At 64.9% G+C, this 15,792-nt stretch carries 16 protein-coding genes; 8 read left to right on the top strand and 8 right to left on the bottom strand.

The genetic code is table 11. The features are described 5' to 3' along the window. Position 1 precedes the first annotated feature (1 nt). Together V1280_RS46585 and V1280_RS46580 are read left to right on the top strand one after the other, a co-directional pair. Positions 2-586: an NAD(P)H-dependent oxidoreductase gene (locus tag V1280_RS46585; protein WP_334538056.1), complete on the top strand. Its 585-nt coding sequence runs from the start codon at positions 2-4 to the stop codon at positions 584-586. A 102-nt stretch (positions 587-688) separates the two neighbouring features. Further along, positions 689-1,534 (top strand): alpha/beta hydrolase, encoded by an 846-nt coding sequence (locus V1280_RS46580; RefSeq protein WP_334538054.1) that lies wholly within the window; start codon positions 689-691, stop codon positions 1,532-1,534. Here the strand turns inward: V1280_RS46580 and V1280_RS46575 are convergent, their stop codons facing one another. Further along, positions 1,535-2,329, bottom strand: coding sequence for a creatininase family protein (locus tag V1280_RS46575; RefSeq protein WP_334538053.1), 795 nt, complete (start codon positions 2,327-2,329; stop codon positions 1,535-1,537). A gap of 265 nt (positions 2,330-2,594) precedes the next feature. On the opposite strand from V1280_RS46575, the gene V1280_RS46570 reads away from it, so the two are divergent. From V1280_RS46570 to V1280_RS46545, 6 genes are read left to right on the top strand one after another with little or no spacing between them, the layout of a single operon-like run. Then, positions 2,595-3,176 (top strand): ABC transporter substrate-binding protein, encoded by a 582-nt coding sequence (locus V1280_RS46570; RefSeq protein WP_334538051.1) that lies wholly within the window; start codon positions 2,595-2,597, stop codon positions 3,174-3,176. Further along, the gene (locus tag V1280_RS46565) at positions 3,113-3,580 is read left to right on the top strand and encodes an ABC transporter substrate-binding protein (protein ID WP_334538049.1); all 468 of its coding nucleotides are present in this window, start codon (positions 3,113-3,115) and stop codon (positions 3,578-3,580) included. Before V1280_RS46570 ends, V1280_RS46565 begins: the two co-directional genes overlap by 64 nt. Positions 3,581-3,630: 50 nt before the next feature. Beyond that, the gene (locus V1280_RS46560) at positions 3,631-4,479 is read left to right on the top strand and encodes an ABC transporter ATP-binding protein (RefSeq protein WP_334538047.1); all 849 of its coding nucleotides are present in this window, start codon (positions 3,631-3,633) and stop codon (positions 4,477-4,479) included. Then, positions 4,476-5,276, top strand: coding sequence for an ABC transporter permease (locus V1280_RS46555; RefSeq protein WP_334538045.1), 801 nt, complete (start codon positions 4,476-4,478; stop codon positions 5,274-5,276). Before V1280_RS46560 ends, V1280_RS46555 begins: the two co-directional genes overlap by 4 nt. After that, positions 5,273-6,631, top strand: coding sequence for an amidohydrolase family protein (locus V1280_RS46550; protein ID WP_334538044.1), 1,359 nt, complete (start codon positions 5,273-5,275; stop codon positions 6,629-6,631). The genes V1280_RS46555 and V1280_RS46550 overlap by 4 nt, the downstream gene beginning before the upstream one ends. 18 nt (positions 6,632-6,649) lie before the next feature. Further along, complete coding sequence (locus V1280_RS46545; protein WP_334538043.1) at positions 6,650-7,696, top strand: aromatic ring-hydroxylating dioxygenase subunit alpha; 1,047 nt, start codon at positions 6,650-6,652, stop codon at positions 7,694-7,696. Here V1280_RS46545 and V1280_RS46540 read toward each other — a convergent pair. From V1280_RS46540 to V1280_RS46510, 7 genes are read right to left on the bottom strand one after another with little or no spacing between them, the layout of a single operon-like run. Then, positions 7,693-9,081, bottom strand: coding sequence for an amidase (locus tag V1280_RS46540; protein ID WP_334538042.1), 1,389 nt, complete (start codon positions 9,079-9,081; stop codon positions 7,693-7,695). The two genes, V1280_RS46545 and V1280_RS46540, sit on opposite strands and share 4 nt — an antisense overlap. A gap of 3 nt (positions 9,082-9,084) precedes the next feature. After that, the gene (locus tag V1280_RS46535; protein WP_334538041.1) at positions 9,085-9,591 is read right to left on the bottom strand and encodes a VOC family protein; all 507 of its coding nucleotides are present in this window, start codon (positions 9,589-9,591) and stop codon (positions 9,085-9,087) included. A gap of 12 nt (positions 9,592-9,603) precedes the next feature. Then, positions 9,604-10,806 (bottom strand): FAD-dependent oxidoreductase, encoded by a 1,203-nt coding sequence (locus V1280_RS46530; RefSeq protein WP_334538040.1) that lies wholly within the window; start codon positions 10,804-10,806, stop codon positions 9,604-9,606. Beyond that, the gene (locus V1280_RS46525; RefSeq protein WP_334538038.1) at positions 10,807-11,922 is read right to left on the bottom strand and encodes a ring-opening amidohydrolase; all 1,116 of its coding nucleotides are present in this window, start codon (positions 11,920-11,922) and stop codon (positions 10,807-10,809) included. Further along, positions 11,919-14,264, bottom strand: coding sequence for a xanthine dehydrogenase family protein molybdopterin-binding subunit (locus V1280_RS46520; RefSeq protein ID WP_334538037.1), 2,346 nt, complete (start codon positions 14,262-14,264; stop codon positions 11,919-11,921). Before V1280_RS46520 ends, V1280_RS46525 begins: the two co-directional genes overlap by 4 nt. Then, on the bottom strand, positions 14,261-14,752 hold the full coding sequence (locus V1280_RS46515) for a (2Fe-2S)-binding protein (RefSeq protein WP_148771689.1): 492 nt from the start codon (positions 14,750-14,752) through the stop codon (positions 14,261-14,263). The genes V1280_RS46520 and V1280_RS46515 overlap by 4 nt, the downstream gene beginning before the upstream one ends. Beyond that, positions 14,742-15,620 (bottom strand): FAD binding domain-containing protein, encoded by an 879-nt coding sequence (locus V1280_RS46510; RefSeq protein WP_334538036.1) that lies wholly within the window; start codon positions 15,618-15,620, stop codon positions 14,742-14,744. The genes V1280_RS46515 and V1280_RS46510 overlap by 11 nt, the downstream gene beginning before the upstream one ends. Positions 15,621-15,792: the final 172 nt, after the last annotated feature.

Genomic DNA, 15,792 nt, shown 5'->3' with positions numbered 1-15,792 from the left:
CGTGCGCGTGCTGTACGTCTATTGCCATCCGCTGGACGACAGCTTCCATGCCGCGATCCGTCGCGAGGCGCTGGCCGGACTCACGCAGGCCGGGCATGCGGTCGACTTACTCGACCTCTATGCGGAGGGGTTCGATCCCGTGCTCACGGCGGAGCGGCGGCGCGACTATCACGATCCCGCGCGCAACCGTGCCAACAACCAGGCCCATGTCGACCGGCTGATGGCAGCGGAGGCACTGGTGGTGCAGTTTCCGACCTGGTCCTTCGGACCGCCGGCCATGCTGAAGGGCTGGTTCGATCGGATGTTCGGCCCCGGCATCGCGTTGGACCTGTCCGACCCGGCACATGCGAAACCGCTGCTACAGCACATCAGGCGTATCAGCGGCATCTCGACCTACGGCCGCCAACGCTGGAAAGCCATCGCCATGGCCGACCCGCCGCGCAAGATCATGACGCGCTACCTGCCCTGGTTCACCGGCTTCAAGGCCAGGGTGCGCTATCATGCGCTGTACCACATGAACACTGCGACCGCGGTCAGGCGCCGCCGTTTTCTCGGAGAGGTGCGCCGAGCGATGGAGCGGTTCTGAGCTGCTCGCTGCAATCGCAGCTGCAATGACGAATCCTGCCTATGAAAGATGATTTTCCAGGTGAAAGTGGATTCGCGACCACCGACATTCAAGGACATCACGATGGCGACGATATTCGGCGAGACGAACTGGCGATCGATGAGCCAGGAGCAGCGCGACCTCGGGCTCAACAACAGCGCCGCCGTCCCGGGCAGCGCCGAGCTAGTCGCGAGCTGGGAGCAGCGCTCCGCCGCCATGCGGGACAAGCATCCCGCGCATCTCGACTTGAGCTACGGTCCACGCGACCGCAATCGCACCGATTTCCTCAAGGCCGCCGACGGCGGCCCGACGCTCGTACTGATCCACGGCGGCTACTGGCAGATGCGCTCGAAGGAAACCGTCACCTGGTTTGCCGAGGGACCGATGGCTCACGGCATCAATGTCGCGCTGATCGGCTACACCCTGGCGCCGGAAGCGACCTTGGACGAGATTGTTGCCGAGATCCATCGGGCTCTCGACGCGCTGGTTGAACGACTTCCCGCGCTCGGTGGCGATCCTGGCCGTATTGTCGTATCCGGCTGGTCGGCAGGTGGACATCTGGCGGCGATGGCGCTGTCGCATCCGCATGTAAAGGCGGGCATTGCGATCAGCGGCATCTTCGATCTCGAACCGATCCGCCACAGCTTTCTCAACGTCAAGCTCAAGCTCGACGAAGCGACGTCGCGACGCAATTCGCCGCTGCTGCACTCAGCAGGCCCTTCGGCGCCGCTGGCGCTGGTGGTTGGCGGGGCCGAACTGCCGATACTGCGCCAGCAGACCGCCGACATGGCCGTGCACCGCGCCGTCAATGGATTGCCGGTGAGCTATGAGGAGATTCCCGGCGCCGACCACTTTTCGGTGATGCTCGCGCTGGGCTCGCCGACTGCGCGGATCACGACCTTGGTCCGGCAGTTGTTCGAGCGCGGTTGATCAGCGCGGCAGCTTCGCCGCCTTCACGTCGTACAGGAGCTTGATGAATTCCTCCGAGCCGTGCTCGGCGGTGAGACGGCCCTTGTCGGCGGTTGCCTTGTGCGCTTCGCCGACCGCGCCGGCGGGATTGAGATCCCCGGCGATCCAGGCATAGGCAATGAACCCGGTCGGTCTGAGATGGTCGAAGGCCGCTTCGTCGTCCTCGGCAACGGACCGGAAGTCCTGTGCGCGCGCCATATCGACCAGTTCCGGGCGGAAATGCAGCATCAGCGAGGTCTCGACGTCACCGCCGTGGATACCGAATTTTAGCTCGCGCTCGCTGTACAAGCCGGCAGGCTTGCCGAGCCGCGACCAGGCAGACTTGACCACCAGCATGTCGGCGCGCACCCGCAGTTCGCGCGCGACGATGCCCATCACCTCGTCGTTGCCGCCGTGCGAGTTGACGATGACGAGCTTCCGCACGCCGGCGCGCGTGACCGACAATCCGAGCTCAGTCCAGGCCTCGATCAGCGTCACCGCTGGCAAGGTCAAGGTGCCGGGCATCCGCAGATGCTCGTTGGATTTTCCGACCTGCTGAACCGGTAGTATCCGGATGTCGAGATCATCGGGCAGATGATCGATGAGTGTCTCGAGCATGCCACGGTTGATCGCCGCGTCGACGCCAACCGGCAGATGCGGCCCGTGCTGCTCGATGGCGGCGATCGGCAGGACAGCGATGGTGCTCTCTGGATCGAGGCTTTCGAATTCACGCGAGGCGTATTCGTCCCACCAGACCCGGCGGCGCGGCTTGTCCATGTTCAGTTCCTTTTCACGGCGCACCGCGCGGTTGCGGCGCGCACGACCATGATGTCCGACTATGGCATCGCGGAGCCGTTGACAATGGTGCACGCAGGGGCCTGACCCTGGCTTTTATGCGTTGCCTAAAAGGCAACGTATGCCTCGAATCAAAATGCTTCCGGATGACAGACGGCGCGTGCATCTTTTGCAGTGCCGGGAACGCTGCCACCGGGATTCCGCTGCCATCGGAATTCCATCCGATCGAGATCACACCGAGGTTGCCATGAACGCCATCATGACCATCGTGTCCCGCGCCCTGCTCGTCACCGCGGCTTGCCTTGCCTTCGTCGCTCCGTCGACCGCCGCCGACAAGGTGACATTTCTGACCAGCTGGTTCGCCCAGGCCGAGCATGGCGGCTTCTACCAGGCCAAGGCGACCGGGCTTTACGAAAAGGCCGGGCTCGACGTCACCATCAAGATGGGTGGACCCCAGGTGAACGGGTCACAGCTCCTGCTGGCCGGCGAGGCTGATTTCCTGATGGGCTACGACATCCAGGTGCTGAAGGGCCGCGAACAGGGACTGCCGCTGGTGACGGTGGCGTCCTCATTCCAGTTCGATCTGCAAGGCATCATGGCCCATGACGACGTGGCAGACCTCGCTGCCTTGAAAGGCAAGCCGATCCTGATCTCCGGTTCGTCGCGGACCACGTTCTGGCCGTGGCTGCGCGCCAAATACGGCTACACCGACGACCAGATCCGCGCCTACACTTTCAACCTGCAACCGTTCTTTGCCGTCCCACGGTGTCGCAGCAGTCCTATCTCTCGTCCGAACCGTTCCAGGCGCAGCAGCAGGGCGTCAAGGTAAAATTCTTCCTGTTCGCCGACGGTGGCTATCCGCCCTACGGCTCGACGATCGTGACCACCGACAAGATGCTCGCCGAGAAACCCGATGTGGTGGCGCGTTTCGTCAAGGCATCGCTCGAGGGCTGGCGTGACTACCTCAAAAACCCGGAACCGGCCAACGCCCTGATCAAGGTCGACAATCCGAAAATGACCGACGCCCAGATCGCATTCGCGATCGACAAGCTGAAGCAGACCAAAGCGCTCGACGGCGGCGACGCCGCCACCGGCGGAATCGGCATCATGACGGCTGCGCGATGGAAGCAGACCTATGACTTCCTGGTTGCCGCCAACCTGCTCGATCCAAAGACTGAATGGCAAAAGGCGTTCACCGACCGCTTCGTCAAGGATCTGAAGATCGGCTTCTAGTACGGAACTTGCAGCGGTCCTGTGACGATGACCCCACGAAGAAGCCTATCATGAATGCTCCCTTGCCCAGCGACCCTCTGGACGCGCAAACCACGCGTCGCGCCGGCGATCGTCCGCCGGCCGTCGAGGTGCTCTCCGCGGAAAAGGTCTTCGCCAACGGCACCCGTGCCCTGGCACCGATCGACCTCACGATCGCCGAGGGTGAATTCCTCACATTGATCGGCCCGTCCGGTTGCGGCAAAAGCACGTTGCTCAAGCTGATCGCCAATTTGATCCAGCCGTCGGACGGCCGCCTTTTGTGGTGGCGCGGCGATTTCGGAAAGGTCGGCCAGGACGGCCGCGGCCTCGCCTTCGTATTCCAGGAGCCGACCCTGATGCCCTGGGCGCGGGTCGATACCAATGTGCGGCTGCCGCTCGACCTCGCAGACGTGCCACGCGGCAAGGCCGATCCCCGGGTCAGCGACGCCATCGCCCGGGTCGGCCTCTCGGCCTTCGCGCGGCATTTCCCGCGCCAGCTTTCCGGCGGCATGAAGATGCGGGTGTCAATCGCACGCGCACTCGCCACCGAGCCGAACCTGCTGTTGATGGACGAGCCATTCGGCGCGCTCGATGAATTCACCCGCAACAAGCTTGACGATGATCTGATCAAATTGTGGTGGGAACGCAAGCTGACCACCGTGTTCGTCACCCACTCGATCTATGAAGCCGTATTCCTGTCGACGCGGATCGTGGTGCTCGCCGCCAACCCCGGCCGCATCTTCCGCACCATGACCATCGATGAACCGCAACCACGCGGCCAGGATTTCCGCGACAGCGCCCGGTTCGCCGCCTACTGCCGCGAACTGTCGACCTGGCTTGCCGAAGCGTCGTTGCCGTCGGCATCGGGAGCCACGCCATGAAGCCGCTGTTGCAATCGGAGACTTTCGTACGAATCGCGGCGCCGCTCGCGGTCGGCGTGGTGCTGCTCGCAGTCTGGGAAATCGGCTGCCGCCTCGGCTCAATCCCGGTCTATCTGCTTCCGAAACCGAGCGACATCTTCGCCAGCCTGGTCAAGAATGGTCCGTCGCTGCTGCGCGCACTGCTGATCACCCTACGCATCACCCTGCAGGCGTTCGCCGCTGCCGTTGTGCTGGGAACGCTGATCGCCTTCATGTTCGTGCAAAGCCGCGCCATCGAGGTCAGCCTGTTTCCCTATGCGGTGCTGCTGCAAGTGACGCCGATCGTGGCGATCGCGCCGCTGATCATCATCCTGGTGAAGAACACGCAACTCTCACTGACCGTGTGCGCAACGCTGGTAGCGCTGTTCCCCATCATCTCCAATACCACGCTGGGCCTGCGCAGCGTCGATCCCGGGCTCGCCAGCTATTTCCGCATGAACCGAGCCAGCCGATTGAAAACGCTGGTGCGGCTGCGGATTCCCGGCGCTCTGCCGTACTTCTTCGGCGGCCTGCGCATTTCCTCCGGGCTCGCTCTGATCGGCGCAGTGGTCGCCGAGTTCGTCGCCGGCACCGGCGGCCGCTCATCAGGACTTGCCTACGAGATACTCGATGCCGGATTCCAGCTGGACATTCCCAGGATGTTCGCCGCACTGTTCCTGATCACCGTTACCGGCGTGTTGTTGTTCGGCGCGATGGTGGGACTGTCCAGGCTCGCGCTGTCGAATTGGCACGAGAGCGAGATCGGAGCCGAAGCATGAGCGCATTGCTGATCGAGAACGCCGAGGGGATTTTCACTGGCCTTGCCGGCGACGCGATGCGCGCCCGGGGATCGATCCGGATCCGTGACGGTGTCATCACGGCGATTGGCGCGCTCACGCCGGAGAGCGGCGAACGAAGGCTGGATGCCTCCGGTTGCGTGATCTATCCAGGTTTGATCTCCACCCACCACCACCTATTCCAGAGCGTGTTGAAGGGCGTGCAGGCCGGCATCAATCGGCCGCTCGCCGGCTGGCTGCGGTCAGTGCCCTATGCGTACTGGTCGAAGATCGACGAGGAGGCGCTGGCGGTCGCGGCCCGGATCGGCCTCACCGAGCTGCTGCTGTCCGGCACGACGACCGTGGCCGATCACCACTATCTGTTTAGCGATACCTACCGTTTCGATCCGGCGGCGGTGATCTTCGAAGTCGCCCGCAGCCTCGGGCTGCGCCTGGTGCTTTGCCGCGGCGGCGGCACCAAGACGAGCCATGTCGGCGGCGGCGACGGAGCACCGACGCCGGTTGAACCGCTCGAGCGCATGCTGGCCTCGGTCGAAGCCTGCGCCCAGCGTTTTCATGATCCCTCTCCCGCCGGTCTCACCAAGGTTGCGATGGCGCCGACCACGCCGACCTGGTCACTGGACCCGGGTGAACTTCGCGAAGTGATTGCCGCTTCGCGGCGCATGAACCTGCGGCTGCACAGCCATCTGTCGGAAACGTCGGACTATGTCGACTTCTGCATGTCGGTGCACGGCAAGCGCCCGGTGCACTGGCTTGCCGACCACGACTGGCTTGGCCCCGATGTCTGGTATGCGCACATGGTGCATCTCGACCATGACGAGGTGAAGATTCTCGCCGACACCGGCACCGGCATGGCGCACTGCCCGCAGTCGAACTGCCGACTCGGCTCCGGTATTGCGCCAGCCGACTCCCTCGCGGCGCTCGGCGGCGCGGTGTCGCTGGGCGTCGACGGCGCCGCGTCGAACGAGGCCGCCGACATGGTCTGCGAGATGCACAGCGCCTGGCACACCCATCGCGCGGTGAAGGGCGCGAATGCCGTCACCGCCGAAGACGTCGTGCACTGGGCCACGGCCGGCGGTGCGCGCGTGCTGGGCCTGCCGCAGGTCGGCACGCTTGCGCCCGGCCAGCAGGCGGACATCGCCGTGTTTGATCTCGACCAGCCGCGCCATTTCGGCATGCATGATCTGCTGGTCGCACCGGTGACCTGCGGCGGCGCCCGTGTGCGTCATCTGCTGATTGGCGGGCGGACCGTCGTTGACGACGGCGCCATCCCCGGCCTCGACCTTGCACGGCTCCGCTCTGACGCGGCTCACGTCGTGACGCGCATCGCCGGCTGAATTTTTGGGAGACACCTCATGCTGGCCACCAAACAACCGGTGCTTCGCCGCTTCTGGTACGCGATCATGCGGATCGAACAACTCGAGAGCGGACCGCAGCCCTTCACGCTGCTCGGCGAGCCGATCGTGCTGTTTCTCGATGCCAAGGGCGAACCCGCGGCGCTGGAGGATCGCTGCTGCCATCGTACCGCAAAACTCTCCAAGGGCTGGTGCCGCAACGGCAACATCGTTTGCGGCTATCACGGCTGGGAGTACGACCGCGACGGCAAGCTGGTGATGATCCCGCAGTTTCCGTTCGAGCAACCGATCCCCGACGCCAGGGCGCGCGCCTTCCGCACGAAAACTCGCTACGGTTATGTCTGGGTTGCGCTGGACGAGCCGCTGCGCGACATTCCCGACATTCCAGAGGATAGCGATCCCGCCTATCGCCGCATCTTCCAGTTCTACGACACCTGGAATACGGCGGCGCTGCGGCTGATGGAGAACTCGTTCGACAACGCGCACTTCGCCTTCGTGCACAAGAACACGTTCGGCGACATCGACCAGCCGCGACCGGAGAAATACGAGATCGTCGAAACCGACTACGGCTTCGAGGCGGAAACCCTCGTCACCGTCAAGAACCCGCCCATGGCGGCGAAGATCTCCGGCACAACGGAGCCCCATACAAAGCGACACATGCGCAACAAATGGTTCATGCCGTTCTGCCGCCGGCTCGACATGGAGTATCCCTCCGGCATCCGGCATATCATCTTTAACTGCGCAACGCCGATCGCCGACGGCAAGATCCAGGTCGTGCAGCTCCTGTTCCGCAACGACACCGAGGCGGACTGCTCCACGCAGGAACTGATCGACTGGGATACCGCCATCATCGCAGAAGATCGGGACATCCTGGAATCGACCGACCCGGACGCGATCGTCGACATGGGCCGCAAGATCGAGAAGCACATGCCGTCCGATCGCCCCGGCATGTTGATGCGCAAGCGCCTGCTCGACCTGCTACACGAGCATGACGAGGAAGAAGTCCCGAAAATGCAGGACACGATGTCGTTGACCGCTCAGAATTAAACGCCAGGGAGGACATTCGGCCATCGGTGCGCGAACAACCGACCTTCATATTCGCGCGCGAACTTCATCAGCCAGCCATCATGACCGGAGCCCGCGATCACTTGCAGCCCAACAGGAAGCGCGCCGTCGGGGATGATACAGGGAAGTGATATGGCGGGCAGGCCGAGCGCATTCGCGATCGCCGTGAACACGGCATGGCCGCGCGGCCCGACCGACTGGCCGTCGATGACGGCGGGATGGGATTCGGTGGCCGGCCACGGCATCGCTGCGGCAGACGGCGTGATCAGGAAGTCGTACTGCGCGAACAACGCATCGAAAGACCGGCGCAAGGCCGCGACCTGGTCGAGCGCATCCAGATAGTCGCGCGCCGTCAAGCGGCGCCCGGCCGCCTCCATCTCGGCGATGGCCGAACCAACCTGGCCCTGCCAACCCGGATGCCGATCCAGGAGCCATGCGACGCCAGTCTGGCTGACCACAGGCCACACGGCATCTAGCGGATCGGCCAGCGTGAACGGCGAGAGGGTCTCGACGTCGAGGCCGAGCGCCCGAGCCCGCGCGATCGTGCCTTCGATCACGTCACGAATGAAAGGGTCGACAGGCGCTCTGCCAAATGTCGACACATAGGCGACGCGCGACCGCGGCGTGAGCGGCTCAGCCATGAGGCGCGACCACGCAGGCGCAGCAATCACGTCCATGGCAGCGAGGACATCCTCGGCACAGCGTGCGATCGGGCCGATGACCTCGAACTCACCCAGGATCGCCGGGAAACCTTTGCCACGCGCCACAGTGTCGCGTGAGGGTTTGAAGCCGACGAGGCCGGTGTGGGCGGCCGGGCGCCGGATCGAGCCGCCGCCATCGGTCGCGAGTGCGAGCGTGCACATTCCGCTGGCTACCGCTGCCACCGCACCGCCGCTCGAACCACCTGGCGTCAGAGCCGGATCCCAGGGGTTGCCGGTGGTACCGAACAGCGCATTGTCGGTGTAACCGTGCAGGGTCAATTCAGGCACGTTGGTTTTGCCGAGAATGATGGCGCCGGCCTCGCGCAGCCGACGCACGGGCAATTCGTCCTCATCGGGCACGAAGTCGCGATAGAGCTTTGAGCCCCAGGTTGCGCGCAGCCCCGCGACAAGGATGTTGTCCTTGACCGTGATCGGCACGCCGTCGAGTGCGCTTGCGGGGCGCCCGTCGCGCCAACGCCTCGCGCTTGCATCTGCCGCAGCGAGCGCGCCGGCCGCATCGAGCGTGACGATCGCATTGAGGCGCGGATTGGTCGCTGCGATATGCGAGAGCGTCGCCTCGATCACCGCGCGTGGCGAAAGGCCGTCCGCAAAGGCGCGCACGAACTCGCACGCGGACATGGCCCAGAGCGGAGCGCGATCGTCCATCGATCAGGCGAGCTTCGGGTAGGTGGCCTTGTCGAAGAAACTCGCGCCCGCGACATATTTGCGGCCCGGCGACACGTCCGGCTTCTCCTCGCCTTCCCCGAAGGATTCGAAGGTCAGCTCGAGCTGCACGCCGGAGGGATCATAGACGAAAAGCTGCCACAGCGAAGTGCCGGGCACGATGAACTCGCGCCAGTCGAGGCCGGCCGCCTTGAAGCGCGCCACGTAGGAGCGATAACCGGAACAGGACAGCGAGACGTGATCGATGGCCGCCGTGCCGGCCGGCGCCTTGCCTTCGGGGCCGAGCGCGGGACCGCCGGCATAGACATGGATGATGCCGAGCCCGCCCGGCTGAGGGCAGCCGAGCCAGGCGCCGGGATAGCCGAAATCAGGCCGGGGAAATTCGCGTAGCCCGATGATGGCGGTCCAGAACTTCCTGGTCGCGGCGAGATCATCGGTCTTGATTGCAATGTGATAGAGACCGTGGACGGTCGCGAGCGGCAGATCGGTCATCTCAATATCTCCTCACGCTTGACTGCCGTCGATCGGCAGGCCGATTTGACGATACAGCGCCTTCAGATTGTTGCGAAACGGTTCGTCGCTCTTCTTGCGCGTGCCCGCGACAGGATCCCCGCCGGCGAGAATCGTGTCGCTCGCGGCCAGTGAAAACTCCATGACGAAGCGCATACGATCAGACCGCAGCGCCTCAATCTCCGCAAGCCACCGCACGACGTCGCGCGCGCCGGCCTGGTGGCGTTGCGTGATCAGCGCCGCCGCAAAGGCGGCATCCTCGATCGCCTGTGTCGCCCCCTGGCCCAGGGTCGGCACCATGCCATGAGCGGCGTCGCCAAGATAGAGCACGTTGCAGTCGGCGGCACGGTACAGCAAGTCATGCTCCTGCATCCGCGCCCAATGCGTGTCGGCGACGCCATTGCAAAGCTGGTCGACGAGCCAGCGCGCCTGGTCGCTCGGCGGCGCGTGAGCCGGCGCATAGGCGGCGCGCAGCGCATCGGGCGTCTTGCGGGCTTCCGGGATCTCCGATTCGATCGGGAACGTGCCGGCCAGATAGACATGATCCGGCGGCACGCGGAACGCCAGCAACCGGTTCGGCCCGTTGAACCATTGCTCATAGTCGTCGATCAGGCCGCGCGAGGTGTCCGGCACCAGGAGACGCGAGATCGCGACGCCCGTGAGACGCACCGGCGCCCCGCCGGAGATGGTCCGCCGCACATCGGAGTAGCGGCCGTCCGCCGCAATCAAGAGATCGATGCTGTCGAGCCGATGCTCGCGGCCATCCTGACGCCAGGCGACCTTTGTCTTGCGCGGATCGGCGGCATCGCGCGCGATTTGTGTGATCTCGCAGCCATAGTCGACACTCGCGCCGGCCGCCTCGCGCAGCACGCGATAGAGCTCCGACCAGCGGATCCGCCAACCCGGACCTTCGGCGACGTCCTTGAGCGGCAGATCGAACAGCACAGTGCCGTCGGTGAGCGAAATACGCCAATTGGCCCAGACGAAGCTCGCCTCGGTGATGCGCGCGGCAAGTTCCGGATCGACCGCGCGCAGCCCCTTCACCGCATTCGGCCCGACATTGAGCCCGGTGCCTGCCTCGGAATGGTCGTCGCGGCTGACGCGCTCGAGACAGGTCACTTCGACGCCGTCGAGAGCTGCGAGCCGCCGCGCCATCACGCATCCCGCGACACCAGCGCCGATGATGACAATCCGCATCTAGCCAGCCCCTTCCTGCGACGCGATCACGGCGATCAGGCCGCCGCCATCCGGCCCCTGATGCTCGGCACCGCCCGAGACGAAAATGCGTCCATCGCCGATCACGCCGGCAACGAGGCCGGCAACCGCGCCGCGGATGTGGCGCTGTGCGTTGATGTCGGTGTCGTCGAGCATGGTGTGGCGGTGACCGCGGATCCGGCCGCGCCGGTCCGGCTCGCATTTGACCAGCACCGAGGCGATGCGCGTGGCATCGGCAGCGGAAACCTGCGGGCTGGCCGCGAAGCCGAGATCGGCGAGCACGTCGACGACCCCACCGATATCGAGTGCATCGCTCATTGGCCGGTGCGCGATGCGCAAATCGCCCGCCCAGTTCGGGCTGTTGCCGAGCACCACGACCTCGTTGCTTTCGACCTCGACGCCCGAGGAAATGCTGGCACGCGGCGACTGGATCGCAAAATCTGCGAGCAGCGAAGCATCGGTAAAGTCGTCCGGCTTGATCTCGGACAGCCCGAGCGCAACGCCAAAGGCGCCCGCGGCGCGCGCAAAGGCCATCGACTTGTTGGGGTCGCTGGTCAGCGGCGTCTTGCCGGCGGCGATGGCCGCGGCCGCCCGCGCCACCGTCACGCAGGGGCATTTCACCTGCACGAAATGCACGTCCTCGGCCCTCTCGATTCCGGCGCCGAGAATCGCTGCGCGCACGGTCGCCGCCACGCTCTCGACATGCGCGCTCCGGCCAACATCCTCGGCCGGAACCGGCGCGCTGAAGGCGGTGCCGATCGCGAGCGCCGAGGGATACCGCTTTGCGGCTTCGCCCTCGCTGACGCAGAAGACGCTGTAATGCGGGCTCATCACGCCCTCGGTGCCACCGGACAGCACGCAGGGAACCTCGCGGACGAGCTCGGCGGCCGGCCTTCCGAGATGCTTCGACAGCAGCGCCATCAGCGTCTGGGTAAAGTAGCCGCGGGTGAAGTCGTTGACGCCGCCATTGCCCTCGGTCTTGCCGATGATGGCCGCGACGTCGGCCGCCTTGATCGTGCCACTCACAATCAGATCGTCGAGCTCGGAGAGATCGCCAGGATGGGCCATCGAAAGGCGAAACACGCGTGCCGTTCTCATGGGGCCTCCTGTCGTGTCAGCTCGAACAACCGGCTCGGGCTCAGCGGAATCTCCAACAGCTCGAGCTTGCGCGAGGTGAGCTGGAGCGCATCCTCGATCGCCTGCGCGAACACGGCCCCCACCGGAATGGCTCCCGCCTCACCTGCGCCCTTGATGCCGAGCGGATTGAGCGGCGACGGCGTCACCGTATGGTCAAGCTCCATGCGTGGCACGTCGAGCGCGGTCGGCAGCAGATAGTCGGCGAGCGAAGCATTGAGAAGCTGGCCCTGATCATCGAAGGCGAGCTTCTCGAAGAAGGCGTTGCCGATACCTTGCGCGACGCCGCCATGGATCTGGCCTTCGAGGATCATCGGATTGATCACCGTGCCGCAATCATGGACCACGACATATTTGAGCACCTTCAGCTCGAAGGTCAGCGGATCGATCTCGACGATCGCGGCATGAACGCCGTTGGCGGTCGCGCCGGAGGGCGGGCCGAAATATTGCGTGGATTCGAGCCCCGGCTCGGTGCCCGGCTTCACCGCACCGCGCATCGGATTGGCGCGCTGCGCAAGCTCGCCGAGGCGGATGAACTTTCCCGGAATCCCCGCGATCGACACTTTTCCGTCGGCCAGGACGAGGTCCTCCTCGGCGCATTCGAAGGCGTCGGCCGCGAGCTTCAAGGCCTTCTGCCTGACCACGGACGACGCCGCGCTGACGGCGTTCCCCGCCACCACCGCGCCGCGGCTCGCAAATGTACCGGCGCCCCAGTAGAACTGGTCGGTGTCACCGGTGACAATATCGACGTCAGCCGGATCGACGCCGAGCTGGTCGGCGACGATCTGGGCGAAGCTCGTGAAATGCCCCTGCCCCTGGGTGCCGATGCCGGTCGCCACATTCACCTTGCCGTTGGTCTGCACCTGCACCTTGGCGCCCTCATACGGGCCGATGCCAGTGCCCTCGACGTAGCAGGCGATGCCGATACCGACGCAGCGTCCTTCCTCGCGGAGCCTGGGCTGCTCCTCCTTCAGGAAGTACTGATATCCGATCGCGTCGAGCGCCTTGGCGAGCACCGGCTCGTAATTGCCGCTGTCATAGCTGAGCGGCGCGAAGTCCTGGAAGATGATCTCGTTGTTGTATGGAAAGGCGTCCGGCGGAATCAGGTTGCGCCGCCGGATCTCCGCGCGATCGATGTTGAGCTCCCGCGCGGCGAGATCAAGCAGCCGCTCAATCACGAAAACACCGTGCTGTCTCCCAGCGCCCCGATAGGGCGTGACGATCGGCAGATTGGTGAACACGGCCGTGAACGTGCTGTCATAGGCCGGGATCACGTAGGGGCCGAGCAGCGTGCACTGGCTGTTGATCGGCACTGTCAGGCCGTAAGGGTTGTAGGCGCCGGTGTCGTGCAGGAAGACGTCCTTGACGCCGAGGATGCGGCCGTCGGCCGCGACGGCGATCTCGGCGTCGTGAATTTGGCCGCGTTCATGCGTGGTCGCAACGAAATGCTCGAGTCGGTCTTCGATCCACTTGACCGGACGGTTGAGCCGCATGGAGATCCAGGGCAGCGCCACCTCTTCCGGATAGAACATCATGATCTTCGGCCCAAAGCCGCCGCCGACGAAGGGCGCGATGACGCGCACCTGCCGCTCGCCGAGGCCGAGCATGGCGGCAAGACCGTTGCGGATGAAGACCGGCGCCTGGGTCGTATCCCAGATCGTCATCTGCTGACCGCGCGCATTCCACTGCGCGACCACGCCGCGAGTCTCGATCGGCGAGGAGATGCCGTGCTCGTAGCGAAAGCGGCGCTTGAGGATGATGTGCGCGTTCGCGGCAGCCTTGCGATAGTCGCCTTTGACCTGGTGGACATGGGCTGCGACATTCGAGCCGAGATCGTCGTGGACCCGCGCCGATGAGAACGTCAGCGCCTGCTCGATGTCGACGACCGCGGATAGCTGCTCCAGCTCCACATCGATATCGTCCAGCGCATCCTCGGCGAGGTAACGGCTCTCAGCGACGACAACGGCCAGCGGCTCGCCGACATAGCGCACCTTGTCCCTGGCGAGCGGCACCTGGGTTCGCGGATTGAAGGTGCTTCCCGGAATCGGCGGCGGCTGCACCAGAAGCGGACCGGGCTGCCAATAGTCGCCATAGTCCTCGGCAACATAGACCGCGACGATGCCCGCCCGCTTCCGCGCGCGCGATACGTCGATATGCTTGAGGCGGGCATGAGCAACCTGACTGCGCAGGAAAGCGACATGCAGCATGCCCGGCAGCTCGACATCGTCGATGAACAGCGCCTGTCCGGTCAGGAGCTTCCTGTCCTCATTGCGCTTGACCGGCGCGCCGAAGAAGCGGGTGCTCATGGCGCCGCCTCCCGCATCCGCGCAGCCGCATCCATCATCGCATCGACGATGTTCTGATAGCCGGTGCAGCGGCAGAGATTGCCGGACAGCGCCTCGCGCACCTCGTCCTCCGATGGTGACGGATGCTCCGCCAGATAGGCCGTCATGGTCATCAGGATCCCGGGCGTGCAGTAGCCGCATTGCAGGCCGTGATGCGCGTGCATTGCCTGCTGCACCGGATGCAGTTCGCCGCTCGCGGACGCCAGCCCCTCGACCGTCGCAAGCGCGCGGCCATTGGCCTGCACCGCGAGCATCAGGCAGGAACGGACCGGATGGCCGTCGAGAAGGATGGTGCAAGCCCCGCACACGCCGTGCTCGCAGCCGACATGGGTGCCGGCGAGCCCCAGCTCATGACGCAGGAAATCGGACAGCAGCATGCGCGATTCGACCATGCGCCGATAATGGGTGCCATTCACCGTAAACTCGATCTCATGCTGGTCAGGCTGCATGGCCAATCCGTTGATGAGCGGTGCGGATGGCGCGCTGGACCAGCACGCCGGCCACATGCCGCTGGTAGTCCGGGCTGCCGTGAACGTTGCCGGACGGCGCGATGAGCTCCCGCACGCCAGCGGCGACCGCGTCGATCACCTCGCCCGTCACACGGCTGCCGAGCATCGGCGAGGTGGCGGCACCGGCATCCACCGGCGTCTCGCTGACACCGCAGAGCGCGAGCCGGACGCTCGCACAGCGGCGCTCCTCGTCTAACGTCACAATGGCCGCGACGCCGGCGATGGCGAAATCGCCGCGGCGGCGCGCGATTTCCATGAAACAGGCGCCGCTGCGTGGGGCCAGGACGGGAAAGGTGATATCGACCAGCATCTCGTCGCTGGCGAGATCGGTGGTGAGCAGGCCGGCGAAGAAGTCGGACGCCGCCACCGTTCGCCCGCCTGCCGCCGACCTGATCCGCATCTCCGCCTGCATGGCGACCGCGAGCGCCGGCAGTTCCGAAGCCGGATCGGCGTGGGAGAGATTGCCGCCGATGGTGCCACGGTTGCGGATCTGCGGATGCGCGATATGCGGCAGCGCGTCAGCGAACAGCGGGCACGCCCTTAGAAAATCGCCATCCCGCTCAAGCGCCCGGTAGCGCGTCAGGGCACCTACCCTGACCTGACCCGTCTCCGAGCGATCGATGCCGGCAAGCCCGGTGAGCGCATTGATATCGATCAGCACCGAAGGCCGCGCCAGGCGAAAATTCATCGCCGGGATAAGGCTTTGGCCGCCCGCGAGAAACCGCGCTTCGTCGCCATATTCGGCCTTCAGCGCAAGTGCGTGGTCGAGCGACGACGCCGCGACGAATTTGAAGGGAGCAGGCTTCATATGGCTCGCATATCGAGGGCTCGCGCGCTTGTTGCGAAAGCGAACACGAAACTATCTGCTGTGAACGAGGCAAGTCAAAAGCCACCCGCGCGTCAATTGCTTCGAAATCAGACAAAAACCTGCTTATTATGCTTCCCACCTGCGCAAACATTGGGCGCGCCACGACAATCCT

It is taken from the genome of Bradyrhizobium sp. AZCC 2230, assembly GCF_036924495.1.
GTDB lineage: Bacteria > Pseudomonadota > Alphaproteobacteria > Rhizobiales > Xanthobacteraceae > Bradyrhizobium > Bradyrhizobium rifense.
The sequence above is the reverse complement of the archived record's forward strand: the minus strand, read 5'-3'. Positions and strand labels throughout refer to the sequence as shown.